This window comes from Shewanella sp. P1-14-1 (assembly GCF_001401775.1).
In the GTDB taxonomy this organism is placed as follows: Bacteria; Pseudomonadota; Gammaproteobacteria; order Enterobacterales; family Shewanellaceae; genus Shewanella; species Shewanella japonica.
This window is the reverse complement of the sequence record NZ_LKTL01000015.1, coordinates 15,187-34,714: the sequence shown is the minus strand read 5'-3', so window position 1 is coordinate 34,714 and position 19,528 is coordinate 15,187. Positions and strand designations below refer to the sequence as shown.

At 41.1% G+C, this 19,528-nt stretch carries 17 protein-coding genes; 15 read left to right on the top strand and 2 right to left on the bottom strand.

The genetic code is table 11. The features are described from left to right. Positions 1-157 precede the first annotated feature (157 nt). From AN944_RS12130 to AN944_RS12095, 8 genes are all read left to right on the top strand, one after another. Positions 158-613, top strand: coding sequence for a GNAT family N-acetyltransferase (locus AN944_RS12130; RefSeq protein ID WP_055024890.1), 456 nt, complete (start codon positions 158-160; stop codon positions 611-613). A gap of 168 nt (positions 614-781) precedes the next feature. Continuing rightward, positions 782-1,216 carry a hypothetical protein gene (locus tag AN944_RS12125; protein WP_055024889.1) on the top strand — a complete coding sequence of 145 codons (435 nt, stop codon included), beginning with the start codon at positions 782-784 and terminating at the stop codon, positions 1,214-1,216. Positions 1,217-1,364: 148 nt separating this feature from the next. Beyond that, positions 1,365-2,633: a DEAD/DEAH box helicase gene (locus tag AN944_RS12120; protein WP_055024888.1), complete on the top strand. Its 1,269-nt coding sequence runs from the start codon at positions 1,365-1,367 to the stop codon at positions 2,631-2,633. A 228-nt stretch (positions 2,634-2,861) separates the two neighbouring features. Further along, complete coding sequence (locus AN944_RS12115; protein WP_055024887.1) at positions 2,862-4,928, top strand: PhoX family phosphatase; 2,067 nt, start codon at positions 2,862-2,864, stop codon at positions 4,926-4,928. A 114-nt stretch (positions 4,929-5,042) separates the two neighbouring features. Next, on the top strand, positions 5,043-5,438 hold the full coding sequence (locus tag AN944_RS12110) for a VOC family protein (RefSeq protein WP_055024886.1): 396 nt from the start codon (positions 5,043-5,045) through the stop codon (positions 5,436-5,438). A gap of 357 nt (positions 5,439-5,795) precedes the next feature. Continuing rightward, complete coding sequence (locus AN944_RS12105) at positions 5,796-8,123, top strand: TonB-dependent siderophore receptor (protein ID WP_055024885.1); 2,328 nt, start codon at positions 5,796-5,798, stop codon at positions 8,121-8,123. Positions 8,124-8,143: 20 nt separating this feature from the next. Beyond that, positions 8,144-8,824: a Fe2+-dependent dioxygenase gene (locus AN944_RS12100; RefSeq protein WP_055024884.1), complete on the top strand. Its 681-nt coding sequence runs from the start codon at positions 8,144-8,146 to the stop codon at positions 8,822-8,824. A 284-nt stretch (positions 8,825-9,108) separates the two neighbouring features. Next, positions 9,109-9,972: an ion transporter gene (locus AN944_RS12095; RefSeq protein WP_055024883.1), complete on the top strand. Its 864-nt coding sequence runs from the start codon at positions 9,109-9,111 to the stop codon at positions 9,970-9,972. 165 nt (positions 9,973-10,137) lie between these two features. On the opposite strand, the gene AN944_RS12090 is transcribed toward AN944_RS12095, so the two are convergent. Then, positions 10,138-11,430: a hypothetical protein gene (locus tag AN944_RS12090; RefSeq protein WP_055024882.1), complete on the bottom strand. Its 1,293-nt coding sequence runs from the start codon at positions 11,428-11,430 to the stop codon at positions 10,138-10,140. Between the two features lie 179 nt (positions 11,431-11,609). Between AN944_RS12090 and AN944_RS12085 the strand changes: the two genes are divergently transcribed. Beyond that, entirely contained in the window at positions 11,610-12,068 is a 459-nt protein-coding gene (locus AN944_RS12085; RefSeq protein WP_144430187.1) for a TetR/AcrR family transcriptional regulator, read from the top strand. 121 nt (positions 12,069-12,189) lie between these two features. On the opposite strand, the gene AN944_RS12080 is transcribed toward AN944_RS12085, so the two are convergent. Further along, positions 12,190-13,968, bottom strand: a complete 1,779-nt coding sequence (locus AN944_RS12080; protein ID WP_055024880.1) for a glycoside hydrolase family 9 protein — start codon at positions 13,966-13,968, stop codon at positions 12,190-12,192. Positions 13,969-14,184: 216 nt separating this feature from the next. On the opposite strand from AN944_RS12080, the gene mpl reads away from it, so the two are divergent. The 6 genes from mpl to AN944_RS12050 all read left to right on the top strand — a co-directional run bounded on the left by mpl (position 14,185) and on the right by AN944_RS12050 (position 19,516). After that, positions 14,185-15,585: a UDP-N-acetylmuramate:L-alanyl-gamma-D-glutamyl-meso-diaminopimelate ligase gene (gene mpl, locus AN944_RS12075; protein ID WP_055024879.1), complete on the top strand. Its 1,401-nt coding sequence runs from the start codon at positions 14,185-14,187 to the stop codon at positions 15,583-15,585. 78 nt (positions 15,586-15,663) lie between these two features. Beyond that, the gene (locus AN944_RS12070; RefSeq protein ID WP_055024878.1) at positions 15,664-16,335 is read left to right on the top strand and encodes a flavin prenyltransferase UbiX; all 672 of its coding nucleotides are present in this window, start codon (positions 15,664-15,666) and stop codon (positions 16,333-16,335) included. 29 nt (positions 16,336-16,364) lie between these two features. Continuing rightward, positions 16,365-16,895 (top strand): hypoxanthine phosphoribosyltransferase, encoded by a 531-nt coding sequence (hpt, locus tag AN944_RS12065; RefSeq protein WP_055024877.1) that lies wholly within the window; start codon positions 16,365-16,367, stop codon positions 16,893-16,895. Positions 16,896-17,045: 150 nt separating this feature from the next. Beyond that, positions 17,046-17,981, top strand: coding sequence for an ABC transporter ATP-binding protein (locus AN944_RS12060; RefSeq protein WP_055024876.1), 936 nt, complete (start codon positions 17,046-17,048; stop codon positions 17,979-17,981). Further along, a complete protein-coding gene (locus AN944_RS12055) occupies positions 17,981-18,751 on the top strand; it encodes an ABC transporter permease (protein ID WP_055024875.1) in 771 nt (256 codons plus the stop codon). The genes AN944_RS12060 and AN944_RS12055 overlap by 1 nt, the downstream gene beginning before the upstream one ends. A 165-nt stretch (positions 18,752-18,916) precedes the next feature. Then, positions 18,917-19,516: a trans-aconitate 2-methyltransferase gene (locus tag AN944_RS12050; protein ID WP_055024874.1), complete on the top strand. Its 600-nt coding sequence runs from the start codon at positions 18,917-18,919 to the stop codon at positions 19,514-19,516. The last annotated feature ends 12 nt before the right edge of the window (positions 19,517-19,528 follow it).

Genomic DNA, 19,528 nt, shown 5'->3' with positions numbered 1-19,528 from the left:
GTGGTTTTCCTGTGAATAGAGATTACGCTGTAAAAAGGTTAAGTTTAACAGGCAGAGTTTATCAATTTTTGGCAATTTTGCCTAAGTTTACTGACTAATTGGGATTGGCAACCAGTAAAGCCAAGATTATGGATAGAAATCAATTAAAGGATGTTTAATGCACTTACAACTTAGAGATGTTAAATCTGAAGATTTAGAGCACTTATTTCAATTTCAATGTGAGCCCGAGGCCAATGAAATGGCTGATTTTCCTGCTAGAGATCGTAATGCATTTTTTGAACATTGGTATCAGAATATTTTGAGTAATCCTGCAATCACTGCACAAGCGATCATTGTTGACGATGTCGTAATTGGTAGCATTGTGCTGTGGCAAAGCGAGAACCAATGGCTTTTGGGTTATTGGGTTGGTCGTGAGTATTGGGGAAAAGGCTATGCGACTAATGCATTACGGCTATTTTTATCAGCGCACTCAACTCGGCCTATTTTTGCTGAAGTGGCTCAACATAATGTAGGTTCAATAGCTGTCTTGAATAAAAATGGTTTCACGCCAATGGGTGTTGTAGAAGAAGCTGACTGCGATAAACCATTGCTGGCTTTTGTACTAAAAAACTAGGATAGAAAGCGCTTTTTAGGTTCGGTAAATTGATTGATGATCACAACAATAAACGCCTGTGAGGGCTAATATTAAATGACTTAATCGATAAGGTGGTTAGTACTCACTATCGCCTTGGCCATTATTTAATGTTGCGCTTAATACATAACGTTTTGACTTGGAGGTGCTATGTTCAATAACCCTTCTCTTATTACTCGTACAGCCATAGGCAAGCTGATTGGTTTAGTGATTGGTTTACTGTGCTTTTGGATAATTCCTCTGTTTTCGCCCGATACAAACACACAATTTTTGTGGGGCATACTGTTATGGTATATCACCTTTGGTGCGATTATCGGACTTGTTGGTGTGTTTGATTATCATCCCATTTTAAAGATTTCTTTACCTTGGTGGCTTACCGCTATTGTGATGGGCGGCTGGTTAAATCTGGTATTAACATTGTTAGCATACGATCAAATACAAGCGATGATGGTGGCTATATTTGGCTTTAATGGGGTGTTTCAATCACCATTTTGGTTTGTGGCTGATGGCCTATTCGCAGGCTTTATTATTGGTTTCGGCGCCACTAAATGGGGTGGGTATGGCGCGATGACTGCTGGCAAATAATAAATATCAGCTAAGGTGCTAAAAAATAATGAATTGGGTAATATTTAGCTGTCTACAAAGGTGATTAAATAGTTGCCGATAACTGCTGTGTGGCTGGCTTTCATTGTTAGGCGTGATAAACTTTGCGGCTTAATAATTGGGAGTGGTTATGTCTTTTTCGTCGTTGCAGTTATTGCCTTTGTTAGTTAAGCAGTTAACTCGGTTAGGCTACGAGCAGCCTACGCCTATTCAACAGCAGGCGATACCAGTGGTATTGTCTGGTAAAGATGTATTAGCTGGCGCGCAAACGGGCACAGGAAAAACAGCCGCTTTTACATTACCAATCATTCAAATGTTGTTGCAATCAAAAGCAATGGCACCTCAAGTCAATGACAGTGTTGATGACAAGCAAGATGCGTTAGCGAATTACACCCAAACGTTAATTTTGGTGCCTACCCGAGAGCTTGCTCAGCAAGTGCATCAACATGTTGAAAAATATGCATCTGGCACCGATATTCGCTCTGTCATTGTTTATGGCGGAGTCAGTATCAAAGCTCAAGCTAATGCGATCCAAGCAGGCGCTGATATTATCGTTGCCACACCAGGGCGCTTACTCGATCATTTACGTAATCGAGTGATGTCATTATCCAAGCTTAAACATTTAGTATTTGATGAAGCCGATCGCATGCTGGATATGGGCTTTAGAGATGAAATCATCGAAGTGTTGAAACGTGTACCAAAAGAACGTCAAACACTCCTGTTTTCAGCCACCTTGGATGAACGCATTTTTAAATTCAGTAAACGCTTATTAGATTCACCTCAAGTGATTGAAACTCATCAACGAAACAGCACTGCAGCGAGTATTGTTGAGCGAGTATATAACGTTGATAGCAAGAGAAAATTGTCACTATTAAGTCATCTCATTAAAAAAGAAGATTGGCAACAAGCGTTAATTTTTAGCCGCACTAAACAGGGCGCAGATAAAGTCGCTGCGCAATTACAGCAAGCTGGCGTTAATGCTGCAGCCTTTCATGCGGATCTTTCACAAGCAGTGCGTGAGAGTGTGTTAACTCAATTTAAATCAGGTGAAATTAACGCGTTAGTTGCGACAGATGTTGCCGCCAGAGGATTAGATATTAACGAACTAAATTATGTGGTTAATATTGAGCTTCCTTTCCAGAATGAAGACTATATTCATCGTATTGGCCGAACAGGCCGTGCAGGTAACACAGGCCAAGCAATTACATTATTAAGTGTTGATGACGAGCCACAACTGATCAAGCTAGAAGCTTTTTTAGATAGGCGACTACCACAGCAATGGTTACCAGGGTTTGAGCCTGATTTAACCCAGGTTGCTCCTGTGACGCGTAAAACGAAGAAAGGCTCGCTAAAGCAACAAGCTCGACAAAAAGCGCTTGCAAAATCGAAACGAAAGTAGCAAATATGTATTAACTTTTTCAAAGTGTTACGTGTTTTGCTTTAGCTATTTTTAATGTTGCCACATCTATTGTGGTCGCCATCACACTCCATTCTCTGTTCATTATTTTGCTATAAAAGCGTCATCTTGCTGTCATCAAGATGGCGTGAATTTGTCACAAAGCCTGCTTATCTTATGTTCACTAATTTAGCCCCCAATTAATGATGTGAGCAAACTTAAGGATAGATTATGAGCAAGGCGACATTCGACCCAACCAAATATAACAAAAGCAATAATGTGCCATTTGCCACCGTGATGGAAAACCATTTATCACGTCGTGACTTTGTAAAACGTGGCTTAGGGTTAAGTGCTATGACAGCGTTTGCTGGAACAGGATTAGCAGCATGTAGTTCTGATAACGATTCAAGCACACCGCCGCCAACCACTACGCCACCACCAGCAGAAACTCCGCCGACTAAAAGCTCTGCGGTACTAGGTTTTGACTCTATTGCTGGCTCAAAACTTGATGCAGTTGCAGTACCAGCAGGATATTCTGCTTATGTACTTGCTCCATGGGGTACGCCTCTCAACAGTAAAGCAAATGCATGGAAAGAAGACGGCTCAAATACTGCTGTAGATCAAGAAAACGCTGTAGGAATGCATCATGATGGGATGCATTTCTTTCCGTTAAATGACGCAGCAGATGATGGTTTGCTTTGTATTAACCATGAATATATTAATCAAAATGCATTACACCCAATGGGGCCAACGCTTGATGCTAATGGTAAGCGAACTGTCATTGATGAAGTGCGTAAAGAGATTAATGCCCATGGTATTTCTGTTGTGCGTATTCAGTTAAAAGACAACATGTGGCAAGTGGTTGAAAACGACTCACATAATCGCCGTTTTACTGGTGCAACAGTCATGGATGTTGCCGGCCCATTAGCTTATACATCTTATTTAGAAACTCGTTATTCGCCAGATGGCAGCCAAGCTCGTGGTACATTGAATAACTGCGGTAATGGCTATACGCCTTGGGGAACATACCTGACTTGTGAAGAAAACTGGCCTGGTTATTTCGTCAGTCATGGCACTTTAACTGAAGATCAAAGCCGTATTGGTATTTCAACTTCAGATACTCGCTACGGTTGGAACCACTTAGCAGGGAATGATGAAGAGCGTTTAGATGAATTTGCTCGTTTTGATATTACACCGACAGGTTCAAGTGCTGCTAATGATTACCGCAATGAAGCTAATGGCCACGGTTATATTGTAGAAATCGACCCATATAACCCTAACTCTCGTGCTGTTAAACGTACCGCTTTAGGGCGTTTTCGTCACGAAGGCTGTACTTTTGGTAAGCTAGAGGCTGGTAAGCCAATTACATTTTATTCTGGCCATGATTCACGTTTTGAGTACTTATATAAATTTGTTTCAGATGCCGTTTGGGATGAAGCGGATGCCAATGCGACTAATCGTTTAGCAATGGGCGATAAGTACATGAATTCAGGTACGTTATATGTGGCTAAATTCAGTGAAGATGGCGTGGGTGCTTGGTTACCATTAACACTTGATAGCACGACAACTGATGGCAACACATTAGCCGATAGCTTCGATTCGGTGGCTGCGATTATCTTAAATACGGCAGGTGCTGCTGACTTAGTAGGGGCAACACCAATGGATCGTCCTGAGTGGGCTGCAGTTGACCCATTTACTGGCAGTGTATATCTGACTTTGACCAACAACACAAAACGCACAGATGATACCAATCCAGCTAATCCACGTTTGAATAATAGCTTTGGTCATATTATCCGTTGGGATGAAGGTGAAGAAGCAACGGAGTTTAACTGGGATATTTTTGTCTTTGGTGCACCTACTGATGCAGATGAAGAGACTAACATCTCTGGCTTGAATGACTTAAATCAGTTTGCAAGTCCTGATGGCTTGGCTTTCGATCAGCGCGGCATTATGTGGGTTCAAACTGATAATGGTGCAGATGAAGTTGAAGAGTACACCAATGATCAAATGCTAGCGATTGTGCCATCAACTTTGGTTGATGACGACGACAATCAGCAAGTGGTTTCTGCGGACAATCAAAGTGAGCTAAAACGCTTCTTTGTTGGGCCAAATGGTTGTGAGGTGACTGGTTTTGCGATTACATCTGATTACAGCACGGTATTTGCCAATATTCAGCATCCAAGAAATTGGCCTTATTCAAGCAATGCAGCAGAGGAAACTCCTGCAGGTATGACATTACGCCCTCGTGATGCAACTGTGGTTATTCGTAAAAATGATGGCGGTGAAGTCGGCGTTTAAAGGCTTACGATAATTGATTAATGATTCTGATTAATTATCATTCAGTGTCATGATTAAAACCCTGATAGACTCTCTATCAGGGTTTTATTTTTATCATAGATTGAAAGGGGCGTTATGTTTAATGGTATTCATCATGTAGCGATTATCGCAAGTGACTATGTACGCTCGAAGTATTTCTACACTCAAGTATTAGGCTTTACAGTACTTGCTGAAAATTATCGTCAAGAACGTGACTCGTATAAGCTGGATTTACAGCTGAAGGACGGCACGCAAATTGAGCTTTTTTCTCTTCCTCATTCGCCGAAAAGACTTAGTTATCCTGAGGCGCAAGGCTTACGTCATTTAGCTTTTAAAGTGGATGATATCCATCAGGTTGTTGCACATTTACAGCAACACAATATTGATGTTGAACCGATTAGAGTCGACGAATATACAGGCAAGTCATTTACCTTTTTTAGCGATCCTGACGATCTACCGTTAGAGATCTATGCCATTGGCGAACAAGATTAATCAATTTTTAGTAGATGGGCCTTTTGACTGCTGTATGTAAACAATTCATTCTTTGATTTAATGGCTAGATAAATCCTGTTTTGATTGAGTAAATTGGCTCAGATGCAGCATGTAGTTCTTATGTGACTACTCGCGATTCCCAACTCACTACAAGCTTCAAGCTAGGTTTATAAACACTTTTCTCGTTTATTTTATTCCTCTTTAAATACCTTTAGCGATTGCAGGACGTTTTTTATGCGTTTTCTATACTGAATTATTTTAATGTAAACCTAAATGATAACGATTTACATTACTGTTGTTGATTTGTTACCATCCGCGCGAATATTAGGAATCTATTAACAAAGGACAGTGTGTAACATGAAACAAGCCAACCAAAAACATTTATCACTAGGCGCACAAGCCGTAGCAGCCGCTCTCGTTTTCTCTTCTCCTATAGTCTCTGCAGATCAAGAAGTTAAAGAGACCTGTAACCCGGAAGTTAGCGGAATTGAGTGCGATAAAAACCAAACTGCTGAAGCCATTGAGCGTATTAAAGTTCACGGTGTAAAGAACGCCGTTTACTTATCTGAAGCCTCTGGCGATTTGCGCCGTGTTGCAGATCTTGTTGATACACCACAAGTCATCACTGTATTAACCCAAGATCAAATACAAGAATCAGGTAAAACAGATTTAAAGGATATCTTGTCAGCACAAGCAGGTATTACTTTAGGTACTGGTGAAAACGGTAACGCCTTTGGCGATCGCTACATTATTCGTGGTCATGAAGCGCGTAGTGATGTTTTTGTTGATGGTCTGCGCGATCCAGGTATGACAACCCGTGAAAGTTTTGCCACAGAAGTTGTTGAAATCACTAAAGGTCCGAGTTCGACATTTGCAGGTCGTGGTTCTTCAGGTGGTGCGATTAACAGTGTGACTAAAAAAGCGTCAACATCGTACAACTTGGGCCGTGTTGATTTGGCATTAGGTACTGACGATCATCGCCGCTTAACTTTAGATTATAACTACGCCGTGTCAGATACTGTCGGTTTACGTGTCAATGGTTTACTTGCTGATGAAGATAAGCCTGGCAGGGAAGGCATTAGCCGTGAGCGCAATGGTGTGCAACTTTCAGCAGTATTTGAGCCAACAAACGATTTGTCTTTCATTGCTGATGGGTATTATTTAGATGCAAAAGATGTGGCTGATTTAGGTAGCTACTTTGATCAATCTACCCGTGAGCCCATTTCTGATATCCCTGTATATGCACAAGAATCAGATTTTCTAAATTCAGAAGTGCTGACTTTTACCCTGCGCACTCAATATGACATTAACGATAATCTGACCTTTTATAATGCGACTCGTATTGGTAAAACCGAAAACGGTTATATCACCACAGGTGCTCGTGGAACGACACGCAGCGAATCAGATCCTGTCGCACCAGGTGTTGATACTCTGACTTTAAGTACTCATCAAGGTAACCAAGAAGTTGATTACATCAGCACCCAATTTAATTTGTTTTGGAATACACAAATTTTAGGCATGGAGAACAAGTTTGTTTTTGGCCTAGAGTATACCGATCAGCAAGTTGATAACGGTGTTTATGATATTGAATTTGCCAACGAAACTAACTGTATAACAGCAGGGAGACGTGGTGACTCTGGTGCTTACTGTATGTTAGATGGTGACGGTAACCCTGTCGACAATATCGATAAACTTATGGGCCGAACTTACACTAAAGGCATCAATGATGCTGAGTATCAAATAGAGACCATTTCAGCTTACTTTATGGATACAGTAGCGCTTACAGACGATCTAGAGCTGTTCTTTGGTGTTAGACAAGATAGCTTTGATTATCAGAACGATACATCGAGCAGTCGAAATGGAGATGTGTTGTACGAATATGATGACAGCATGTTTAACGGACACCTTGGGTTAGTGTATAGCATCACTGATGAAGGGAATATATATGCTAATTACAGTACTGCAACCAATATCAATGGTGGTGAGTCAGACTTAGGCGCAAGCTGTGGTTATGGTGGGGTATGTGGTACTGCTGAACAAGCGCGTGCAGCCGATCCAGAATTAGTTGAAAACATTGAACTTGGTACTAAATGGATGCTATTTGATGACAGTGTGATGTTTTCGGCGTCAGTTTTCCAAATCACCAAGAGTGACGTAATGGAAAGTGTGGGCGACAGCTACTCAACACTTGGCACATTAAATACAGGTAAAAATCGAGTTCAAGGTGTCGAGTTTGGCATGGTGGGTAATATCACTGAAGCATTAAGCGTGCAATTTTCAGCAGCGATTATGGATTCAGAGGTGCTTGAATCATTCAATGAAGAAAGCGTAGGCCTTGCGTTGAGTAACTTTGCTGATGAAAGTGCATATCTACAATTACGTTATCAAATTAATGAAGCGTTTGTAGTTGGCGCAGGTTATACCTATCAAAGCGAAATGTACGGCGGGCAACCTGATACTGCAGCGGGTTATGATGATGAAAACGGCCGATACAGCATTGTTGTTCCAGATTACCAAGTGGTTGATTTATTTGCTAACTACAACGCAACTGAGTCATTAACTTTCCGCTTGAATGTGGGTAACGTGCTAGATGAAGAGTATTTTACAGCCGCTTATCGCTCGGGCGCATTTATGTACCTTGGCGATGCTAGAAATGCTAAATTGTCAGCGACCTATGAATTCTAAGGATTGAGTTGAGTTAACTAATGATTGTAATTGAGCAAATACTGTCTAAAGAAGACGTAAAAGCATATCGACAAACTTTGCAGTCAGTCCCTTGGGATGACGGTAAAAATACGGCAATGGGAATGGCTGCGGCAGTCAAGCAAAACAGCCAAGCACTGGCCAGTGACGCTAAGGTTCAACAGTTGGCAAACCAGTTGTTGAATAAAATAGGTGAAACACCCAAAGTGGTTTCTGCTGCATTACCGCATCAGATATTTCCGCCGTGTTTTAACCGCTATTCAGAGTCTGAAGAATATGGCTTTCATGTTGATGCAGCAGTGATGCGGGTACCCAATACTCAGGTTGTGCTGCGTAGTGATGTATCGATGACAGTATTTCTCTCTGAACCCGATGAATATGATGGCGGTGAGTTGATTATCGCCACTGAATTTGGCGAGCAGTCCATTAAATTGCCTGCGGGCTATGCGGTTGTTTACCCGTCCAGTAGTTTGCATAAAGTGACAGCGGTGACACGTGGTGAGCGAGTTGCAGCAATCACTTGGATGCAAAGTATGGTGTCAGAATCGGTTTTAAGAGAAAATTTATATCAACTTGATCTGTCAATTCAATCGCTTATTGCTGCAGGCAATACGCCGCGAGCAGAATTGGATAGACTGCATAATGTTTACCACAATTTGATACGCCAATTTGCTCATTTATAATTAGCATGAATCACAGTTAACGATGCTCAGTATGAGCAGTTAATACTGACAAATCTGAGCAATAAACAAACCTAAGAAAGCGAACGTTTTCTTAGGTTTTTTTGTTTTTTAACATAAGTTAATTAGTGAAAGAAACCATCAGCTTGTATATTAGCGGCCTTTAACGGGTAGCGATATGCACTTTACTGTGTTGATCGTTGCATTTAATTCTATTTTAATCTTGGTTAAGTAGGCTCTCGTGTCCTCAAAACCGAGGGGTTTATTTTTGGAGAGAACAACCCACCATGCAAGCTACTGGTATCCTCAATACCCTTAAAAAAGTTGATCAAAGTAAAACCTTCCAAGGTTTTGTTATCTTTGTGATTATTGTTTCTGCATTATCTATTGGTGCCCACACTTACCATTTACCGCCTTGGCTTGAGCAAAGCTTATGGGTATTGGATATTGCGATCACTGGCTTTTTCTTATTTGAGTTGATCATCCGATTTATGGCGAGTGATGGTATTAAGTCTTTCTTTTCCAAAGGCTGGAATATTTTCGATACCATTATCGTTATTGGCAGCTTAGTACCACTCGGTGGCTCGACCATTTTATTGGCAAGATTGCTACGCATATTTAGGGTACTGAGATTAGTATCTATGGTGCCAGAGTTAAGGATGCTGATTAATGCACTATTAAAAGCGATCCCAAGAATGGGTTATATCGCACTGTTAATGTTTGTAATTTTCTATATCTATGGTGCTATTGGCAGCATGTTTTTTGCCAATGTGAATGACTTTTTATGGGGTGATGTATCGATTGCGATGCTGACCTTGTTCCGAATTTCGACGTTCGAATCATGGACATCGATCATGTATGAAACCATGGAAGTATACCCATTAAGCTGGCTGTATTATTTAAGCTTTATCTTCTTAACCACCTTTGTTTTCCTCAACATGATGGTTGGCGCCGTGCTTGATGTCATGGGCGAAGAAACCAAAATCATGCGAGAAGAGCAGGGCGAGAATGAAGCTGAGTCAGGAGCTGAACTTAGTATCGAGGGAGCGAGTGAGTTACCTAAAAACTCAGACATGGCAACATCAGAAGATATTAGATTATTGAATGCCAAGATTGATCAATTGACCGAGTTGCTGGTTAAGAAAGCTTAACAGTGATTTAGATAGGAAATAAAAGATTGATTTAAATAATTAATACACTATTTAAACACTTTGAAATATCTACCAATAATATCATTACATAGCCTAGTTTAATATGGTATTTTTCATCAAACTGCATAGTTTTTGCTGCTGCCTAATGGCAGCAGCAAGTGTTTTTTACGGCTTAAGGTCAAAGTTGTATTCGGTTATAACAATTTCTTTTCCTGCATTACGGTTGCGTACTTCTTCTGCGTCCATAGGGTTGAGACGCATGTAAAAATTACCTAGAGTCAGCCCACCCAACTCATTCCATTGAACTACAGTATAATCTTGAAAATCAGCTAAGTTACCAGTGATAGAACCGCCTTCATCATCGAAGTGTACGGTTACTGTTTCATTACCATTACCATAGATGCTGATATTTTTGACTGTACGTCCGTCTATAAGGGCACCTTTTAGGTATGCGCTGATATACGGAGTCATCATTTCGTCTGAAACAGGTTCAAAACTGAATTCTTGGTGGTAGTCACTTAGTTTTTTTCCTAAAGCTACATTTGTCACTACCTTCGCTTCATCTTCACGATCATTACGAACAGACTCATGGGGAACAATAGTTACCGTTCCAGTATTGTAATCGTTAGTAATATCAGCGAAGTGTAATTTATTTTCATCAACTACAGGCGTAATTGGTTCAATGATTGGTGAATCACCGTCGCCGAATGAAGGATCGCCAATAATGATATTGCCGTTTTCGTTGAAGTTAACTCTAAGGTCGACTCGACCATTTGCTTCATAAGTGGTATCAGCTTCAAGTGAACCATATTTTGAAGTATCAACAACTACTTGTGAATCAATGAGTACATAACCAAATGAGTAATCGTAATCTACATTACGGTGAGCATCTTTACTAACTTCAGTCCACTCCATACTTAAATCGTTTAGATAACTAGCTTCGACATCATTAGAGCTTTCAACTGTTATGTATTGCCAATCTTTATTGGTCACTTTTATTTCAACTTGTGTATCCTCGACTTTGAGTGTTTCCTCGCCAAAGGCTGTATAAACAGGCGATGTATAAACACTATTAACAATTGGATTGCTAATAGTGATTGTAGCTTCGCCTGTTACGTCAAGTGTAATAGTTGCGTCATAAATATCGATATTGTGAAAACATTTGTCAGTTACAATCTCATCGCTGTAGCAAAGGTCATAACCTTTCACAAGGATAGCGTGTTGATAACCTTTATTGTCAACTTGCTGAATGTATTCTGGTAACACTGGAATTCCATCTTCGTCAGAGGTAATGACTACTGAAGTTGGTAACAGTTGTGCTGCTGCTATAGTAACGGCCACTTCACGTGACTCTGTTGGTTCAGGTGTTGGCTCTGGCGAACTACTATCATCATCTGAACTACAACCTGCAAGAAATAATGCAGAAATGACTGATAATGCTAATACTGATTTTTTCATGTTTCTCTCTCTCAATGACAAAATTATAACGGTACTCGGTACGAATTGGGTGTAGATTATTCGTATTTAATACGCATTGCAAGTATTTTTTCGTATTTAATACCTAATATTGATTTTATGTGAGATTCGTGCACAATGATCAGCAGTTGAAAGGGCACTTAATTAAAGAGTTAAAAGTAATGGCGAAGATTTCTAAAGAAGAGAAAGAAGCTAACTTTCAGAAGTATAACCAAATTATTTTGGATATCTTTTTTGAAAGTGGCTGGCATTGTGTGACGTATGACAACATTGCCAAAGTTGCAGGGGTGCGAAAGAGTACCTTACAAGGCTATTACGAATCGAATAAAGAGTTTGCTCATGCATTAAGAGGTAAAGTATTTCCGATTTTTGCTGAGCAATTAGATTTTAATTCGAAAGAGGCATTAACTGAGAGCTGGCATAAAGCGCTATCGGTTAAGCGCTTCCGTTATATTTTGAATATGCTTATTGCTAATTCAACTTTACCTGAGCCTTCTGACATGACCGTTAATGGTATGTCTAACCTGATCAAAATGGTTGATGGGCATTTTCCTGGCGAAGGTAGGGAAGTGGTTGAAGGTTTACTCGGTAAAACGATTTTGACGTTACTGGATGTGTAACTGGATAATTGATCGTCATTCAGTTTAATAACTCAATGGTGAGAAAATGAAAGCGGCCTTGGAAATGTTATTCCAAGGCCGCTTTTTTATCGGCTGGCATTTCTAAATAAATATGTTTGGGTTAATTTTCCTGATTAACCAGCGCCGCTAACATATACACCAAAGGGGCATTCCAGTTAATGGCGATTTCGTTGCTGGCATAACTGCAATCATGATCGAGGTAAGACTTTGCAGCTTGTTTTGATGGGTAAATGCCGCCTTGTTTTTTACAATCTTTGGCGTCCTGTTGCCCTGGTTGTGCCCCGCCAGCTAAAAAACCAGGAATAGGCGCTTTAATACCATCAGCCATAGAAGCACGGTGGTGAATATGCATCGGAGTTTGTTGGCCGATCCCTGTGACATAAGAGATACCCATTGGATTACGACCAAAAATGTAATCGACGATAGCTATAGCGTGCTTCTCATACAAACTGTTCGGCTTATCTTTATTGTTTATGATTTGGTTTACACGCAATAACGTTACCGCTTTATTGAGCATGTTTGAGTTACTGCCCCATACAAAATCATTTGGACTAATCGCAAGGCCGTAAGCTGAATTTTGCCCCACTTCAATCCAACGCTCTGTTAATGCCGTGAGTTGCTTTTTAGCTTCTTTTGCGATGGTGTTAGGCGTATCAGAGTGTGATGCTAGTGTGATTAAGGCTAACGTTTCGACTTTATCCCACTCAGGGTTACGCGGCTTTTTCGGTATTTCAACTTTACTGAGGTATTCACTATCGCCTGTTGCAGCAAAAAGCTCGGCAGCTGCCCATAACCACTCATCTTTTAAGTCATCCCCAGCTGTGGCATATGTCCCAGTGTGGATATCACTCGGCTGTTGATAATGGATGGCTGGATTTTTCAATGACCATTGCCATGCTTGCTTTGCTGCCATTAATAATTGCTGGCTATAGCTATGACCATTTGCAGAGTTAATTGATAAGTGTTGATCATACTGGGCAAGGATCTGGCTGGCTTTTGCCATTGTAGCAGCGAACCCTAAGCTGGCTGCTGTGGATTTGGCAACAAGGTAACGAGGTTGGTCCATCTTATGGGGCATTTCTGTGTCGCCAGTAAACCGCTTAGTCGTGAGCTTATGGTACAAGCCACCATCATTTGGATCTTGCATGGTCAGCATCCAGTCAATATTCCACATTACTTCGTCAATGATGTCTGGTAATGCATTACCTGATTCAGGAATATTCAAGTTAAGGTTAATGACGGCATTGGACTGTTCAGATACCGCTGCAAGTAAGGTATACACTGTGATATTTGAGTTCACTATGTACTTATTATAATCGCCAGCATCGTACCAACCTTTAGGAGATGAAATGACGGTGCCAACAGGGCGCGCTTTAGATGCCGCTGATTCGTGCACATACACAATAGTGTCTGGATGAGCAGCAGGTCTCGCATATTGGCCAGCAAATTCTTTTTGAATCACAGCGCCGCTGCGATTATAAAAATAGGCTTTAATAGCTGCAGCTAATGGTTTGTTATAACGCTCATCTGAAATAGTAAATGGCAGTGATTGCGGTATTGAGTCAACTTTTATGAAGTACTCACCTTGCTGAGTCACTTCGTCAAAATGCGCAAGCATTACGTTGTCACCAGATGCTTCCCATGTTTTGGCTTCAGATAACTTTCCTTGAAAAACCGTTTTACCAGTATGCCGCTCAATCACGCTAAAATTATCCGCATCAGTTTCTGGTACCACAGCTGTTTTTGTCCCATTAACGCCAAAACCTAATTGATTAAACTGAATGGCGTAATTTTTATTGGGGGCCGCATGGCTAATGCCAATGTTGAGTAATATAGCAGTAACAATCAGGGGGCATATTTGGGCGACAAGCTTAATCATTATCAATCCTTGTTAACGTAATTAGCCTGTTCATTATTACGGCTTTTTTAGCAAGAAAGAAACCCGAATGAGTCGAAATGACTATGCAAAAATATCAACAATGGACCGTTCTGCCCAGTTGAATGGGATGCAAGATTAAAGCTTGTTATTGTCACCTGACAATTACAGTCACAATGCTTTAGAATAAGCCATTAATTTTTTCACAAGAGCAACAACATGCACGTACATATTCTTGGGATCTGTGGCACTTTTATGGGCGGCCTTGCGTTATTAGCCCGTGCTATGGGGCACAAAGTGACAGGCAGTGATGCCAATGTTTATCCGCCAATGAGTACCCAACTTGAAGAGCAAGGAATTGAACTTATCCAAGGTTTTGATCCGGTGCAATTGGGCAAAGAGGGTGAAAACCAGCCCGATGTTGTTGTGATTGGTAATGCGATGAGCCGCGGTAACCCGTGTGTCGAAGCGGTATTGAATCGAGGTATTAACTATACTTCTGGGCCGCAATTCTTATCTGAATATATTTTACCTGACCGCTGGGTGCTGGCGGTATCTGGCACGCACGGTAAAACATCAACCTCAAGTATGCTTGCATGGGTGCTTGAATATTGTGGTTACGAACCGGGCTTTTTAATTGGTGGCGTACCGCAAAACTTTGGTGTGTCAGCAAGGCTAGGTCATTCACCTTTTTTCGTGGTTGAAGCAGATGAATATGACAGTGCTTTTTTTGATAAACGCTCTAAGTTTGTCCACTACCGACCTCGCACATTGGTGATTAATAACCTTGAATTTGACCATGCAGATATTTTTGCCGACTTAGGGGCGATTCAGCGCCAGTTTAATCACGTTATTCGCACAGTACCTGGTGAAGGCAAAGTCATTTGGCCAGCTGAAGTTGAGGCTGTAAAAGACGTCATTGAGTTAGGCTGCTGGAGTGAGCAAGAGCTATTTTATGCGACTAGTATAGCGGGTAAACAAGCTGGCAAAGGTTGGTATGCAAATACCATTGCAGCAGATGGTCACGAGTTTGAAGTGATGTTTGATGGTGAATCTCAAGGTATTTTGAATTGGGACTTACTGGGACAGCATAATATTGAAAATGCCGTGATGGCAATTGCTGCAGCGCGTCATGTTGGTGTGTTACCAGCACAAGCTATTGAAGCGTTAACTCAATTTGCGCCGCCTAAACGCCGTCTGGAGCTACTGGATACGGTGAGTGGTATTGCTGTTTATGATGACTTTGCTCATCATCCCACAGCCATTGCTACCACGTTGCAAGGGTTGCGAGCTAAAGTGGGAGAAGCGGATAACGCCAGTGGTAAATTGATTGTGGTTTTAGAACCTCGCTCAAATACTATGAAAAGCGGGGTACATAAAGACACCTTAGCCGCTTCAATGGCACTGGCAGATTGCGCGTTTTTGTACCAAGCTGACAATATTGGTTGGGACATGAGTGCCAATATGAATCATGCCAGTATTCCTGTCACTGTGATGACTGAGATTACAGATATTATTAACGCAGTCTCGTCACTGGCTCAATCGGGTGACACCATTGTGATTATGAGTAATGGCGGCTTTAATGGTATTCATCAGAAATTAATTAGCGCTTTAGCTTAAATAACCATTTTAAGGCATCTATAAGCGTGCACTGAACGTATAAATAGCGAGATACACTTAGCTATATTTAGAGAGTTTATGAGTAATTCAACGCAGTACAACAAAAGACCCAAAGCCATTAGCCTTGCATGGACTGGAGCCTCAGGTGCGCCATATGGTTTAAAGCTATTGCAATGCTTGCTTGAGGCCGATTATCAAGTATTTTTGATGATTTCAAGCGCAGCACGAGTGGTACTTGCTACTGAAGAAGCGCTGCAATTAAGTGCCAACCCTGAAAAAGCACGTGAGCAGTTATTAGCGCATTTTGAAATGACAGATTCTGTGATTGGTGAGCTGGTGGTGTTAGGTAAAGATGAGTGGTTTTCACCACCCGCATCCGGTAGCGCGGCACCTAAACAAATGGTGATTTGTCCTTGTTCTACTGGCACCTTAGCAGCTGTCGCTACCGGAATGAGCAATAATTTATTAGAAAGAGCAGCTGATGTGGTCATTAAAGAGCGTGGTCAATTAATCCTTGTGCCACGGGAAACTCCTTTTAGTGCCATACACTTAGAGCATATGTTAAGCCTTACACGTCATGGCACGACTATCATGCCTGCTGCGCCAGGTTTTTATCACCATCCCCAATCGATAGAAGATCTGGTAAACTTCATGGTTTCCCGAATTCTAGATCATTTGGGTATTGAACATGGGCTGACAAATCGTTGGGGTTATGCCACACAAAAGTCTCGCGACGAAGCCAATGATTAAGTCCGAAAGTCACGACAATTGAGAGTAATATGAAACACACAACCGAAGTGATGATTTCTGCAGAAGAAATCAACGAAAAACTGGATATATTAGCTGAAAGGATTAATGCCCATTACGCAGACAGCGAGCGTTTGTTAATGGTCGGCTTATTGAAAGGGTCTGTGGTTTTTATGGCTGACTTATGTCGCCGTATTAAAGGCCATGTTGAAATCGACTTTATGTCAGTTTCAAGTTATGGCAACGCAATGACAAGCTCACGTGACGTTAAAATCTTAAAAGATGTTTCTTCTGAGATTGCTGATCGCGATGTATTGATTGTTGAAGATTTGATTGATTCAGGTAACACCCTAAATAAAGTACGTGACATGTTATTATTGCGTGAGCCTAAAAGCCTTGCACTATGTACATTATTGGATAAACCTGAACGTCGTGAAGTTGATGTTCCTGTCGACTTTATCGGTTTTACCATTCCTGATGAGTTTATTGTTGGCTATGGTATCGATTATGCTGAGCAGTATCGTAACCTGCCTTATATCGCAAAAGTGGTTCCATTAGATTAATGTAACCCTTTGTGTGCAAACTCCCGCTTTAGGCGGGAGTTTTATTTTGGGCGTTAGAAAATATTTGCACCTTTTTCAGTTACATTACGTCATAGATAATACAATGCCAGTGTAATCACTCGTCTTAACAAACAGCTTAGAGGTATAGCAATGAGTAACAGCACCAATGCTTTGGTGATCGAAAACCTGCAAAAAACTTATAAAAGCGGTGTCCAAGCCGTTAAAGGAATTAGTTTAACCGTTGAACAAGGTGATTTTTTTGCTTTGTTAGGGCCCAATGGTGCCGGTAAGTCGACCACCATCGGGGTGATTAGCTCGTTAGTGCAAAAAACCGCTGGCAGCGTCAAGGTGTTTGGGTTTGATATCGATAAAACACTTGAACAAGCCAAAATGTGTATTGGCCTTGTACCGCAAGAGTTTAATTTTAATCAGTTCGAAACAGTGCTGCAAATTGTGGTGAATCAAGCGGGTTACTATGGCGTTACCCGTGCCGTCGCGTTACAGCGCGCCGAGAAATACCTTTCACAACTGGATTTGTGGGAAAAGCGTGACAGTCAAGCTAGAGCCTTATCTGGTGGCATGAAGCGCCGCTTAATGATTGCCAGAGCATTAATGCATGAGCCGAAGTTACTGATTTTAGATGAACCTACAGCTGGAGTTGATATCGAGCTACGCCGCTCTATGTGGCAGTTTTTAAAAGATATTAACAACCAAGGTGTGACGATTATTTTAACCACGCACTATCTTGAAGAAGCTGAAATGTTATGCCGCAATATTGGTATTATTGACAAAGGTTTGCTGGTGGAAAACACCAGTATGAAAAGCTTACTAAGCAAATTGGATGTTGAAACCTTCATTTTAGATTTACGTAATGATATTGAAGCCGCGCCGCAAATCCCCAATATGAACTGCCGCCTTGTTGACGGGCACACGTTAGAAGTGGATGTGGCAAAGGCACACAACCTTAATGATTTATTTGCCAAACTCTCAGAGGCAAACATCGAGGTCTCATCGATGCGAAATAAGGCCAACCGTCTTGAAGAGTTATTCGTAGAGCTTGTTGAAAAAGCCAAGGAGGCAAAATAATGAAGCACCTATATTGGATTGCCTTTAAAAGTATATTAACGAAAGAAATTAATCGTTTTACTCGTATTTGGGTACAAACACTAGTGCCGCCAGCGATTACCATGACATTATATTTTCTGATTTTTGGTAACTTAATTGGTAACCGCATTGGTGAAATGGGCGGTGTATCTTACATGGAGTTCATCGCGCCAGGCCTCATTATGATGTCGGTGATAACCAACTCATACTCTAATGTTGCGTCTTCATTTTTTAGTGCCAAAATGCATGGCAGTATCGAAGAGCTAATGGTTGCTCCTGTGCCTCATTACGTGATGATTGCTGGCTACGTGGGAGGCGGAGTTGCTCGTGGTTTAAGTGTTGGTTTGATTGTGACATTAGTGGCTATGTTCTTTGTTAACCTGAGCCTGCATCATGTTGGTCTTGTGATAATGACGGTATTTTTAACTTCTGTGCTATTTGCATTAGGCGGGTTAATTAATGCAGTATTTGCAAAAAGTTTTGATGATATCAGCATTATTCCCACGTTTATCTTAACGCCGCTGACCTATTTGGGCGGGGTGTTTTACTCACTCTCTTTATTACCCGATTTTTGGCAAGGCGTGTCGGCATTAAATCCGGTTGTGTATATGATTAACGTATTCCGTTACGGCTTTTTAGGCTTTGCAGATATTAGTGTGCCATTATCAATTGGCATCATGGTAGGCTTTTGTGCATCGCTTTGGTTTGTGGCTTACTACTTAATATCTCGTGGTATTGGCTTGCGTAGTTAAGCTAAGTTAACCATCAAATATTATGCTAAAAGGGCTCATTATGAGTCCTTTTTTTATGACGAATGCATTACAGTGGTTTGATAGTTAACCATTTCCATGGCGATGATTTTGATGTGATGCCAAGGTTTTGATGTCACGGTAAAGACAAAAGGATATAACACACGGATGAAACCAATAGATATTGGTAAGGCTTATGATCAAATAACGCATCGCTGGACAAGCGATACATTTAATCTTGAAAATGGCATAGCGCAGCATAAAAAAGCGCTGAACTTTGTTAAGCACAAGGGTAAAGCACTTGATATTGGTTGTGGCTGCACAGGGCGTTTTATCGAACTATTAAAAGCAGAGGGGTTTGCTCCTGAAGGTTTAGATGTGTCGGCTGAAATGATTAATATTGCGAAAGCCCGTCAGCCAGATGTTCGTTTTATTCATGCTGATATTTGCCAGTATCCATTGGATGAACAATACATGTTCATCACTGCTTGGGACAGTATTTGGCATATTCCGTTGACTGAGCAAACACAAGTATTGACCAACATTGTCAATGGATTATGTTCTGGCGGTGTGTTGATATTCTCGTTTGGTGGGACAACAGAAGCTGGCTCGCATACCAATTCGGTGATGGGGCCTGAGGTGTATTATTCATCATTAGGTACCAATGGTTTTTTATCATTATTTCAGTCTTTAGGTTGTGTAGTCAGGCATCTTGAATTCGATCAATATCCTGAAATTCATACCTATCTTATAATTGAAAAGCCTTAAATCACTCAGTAA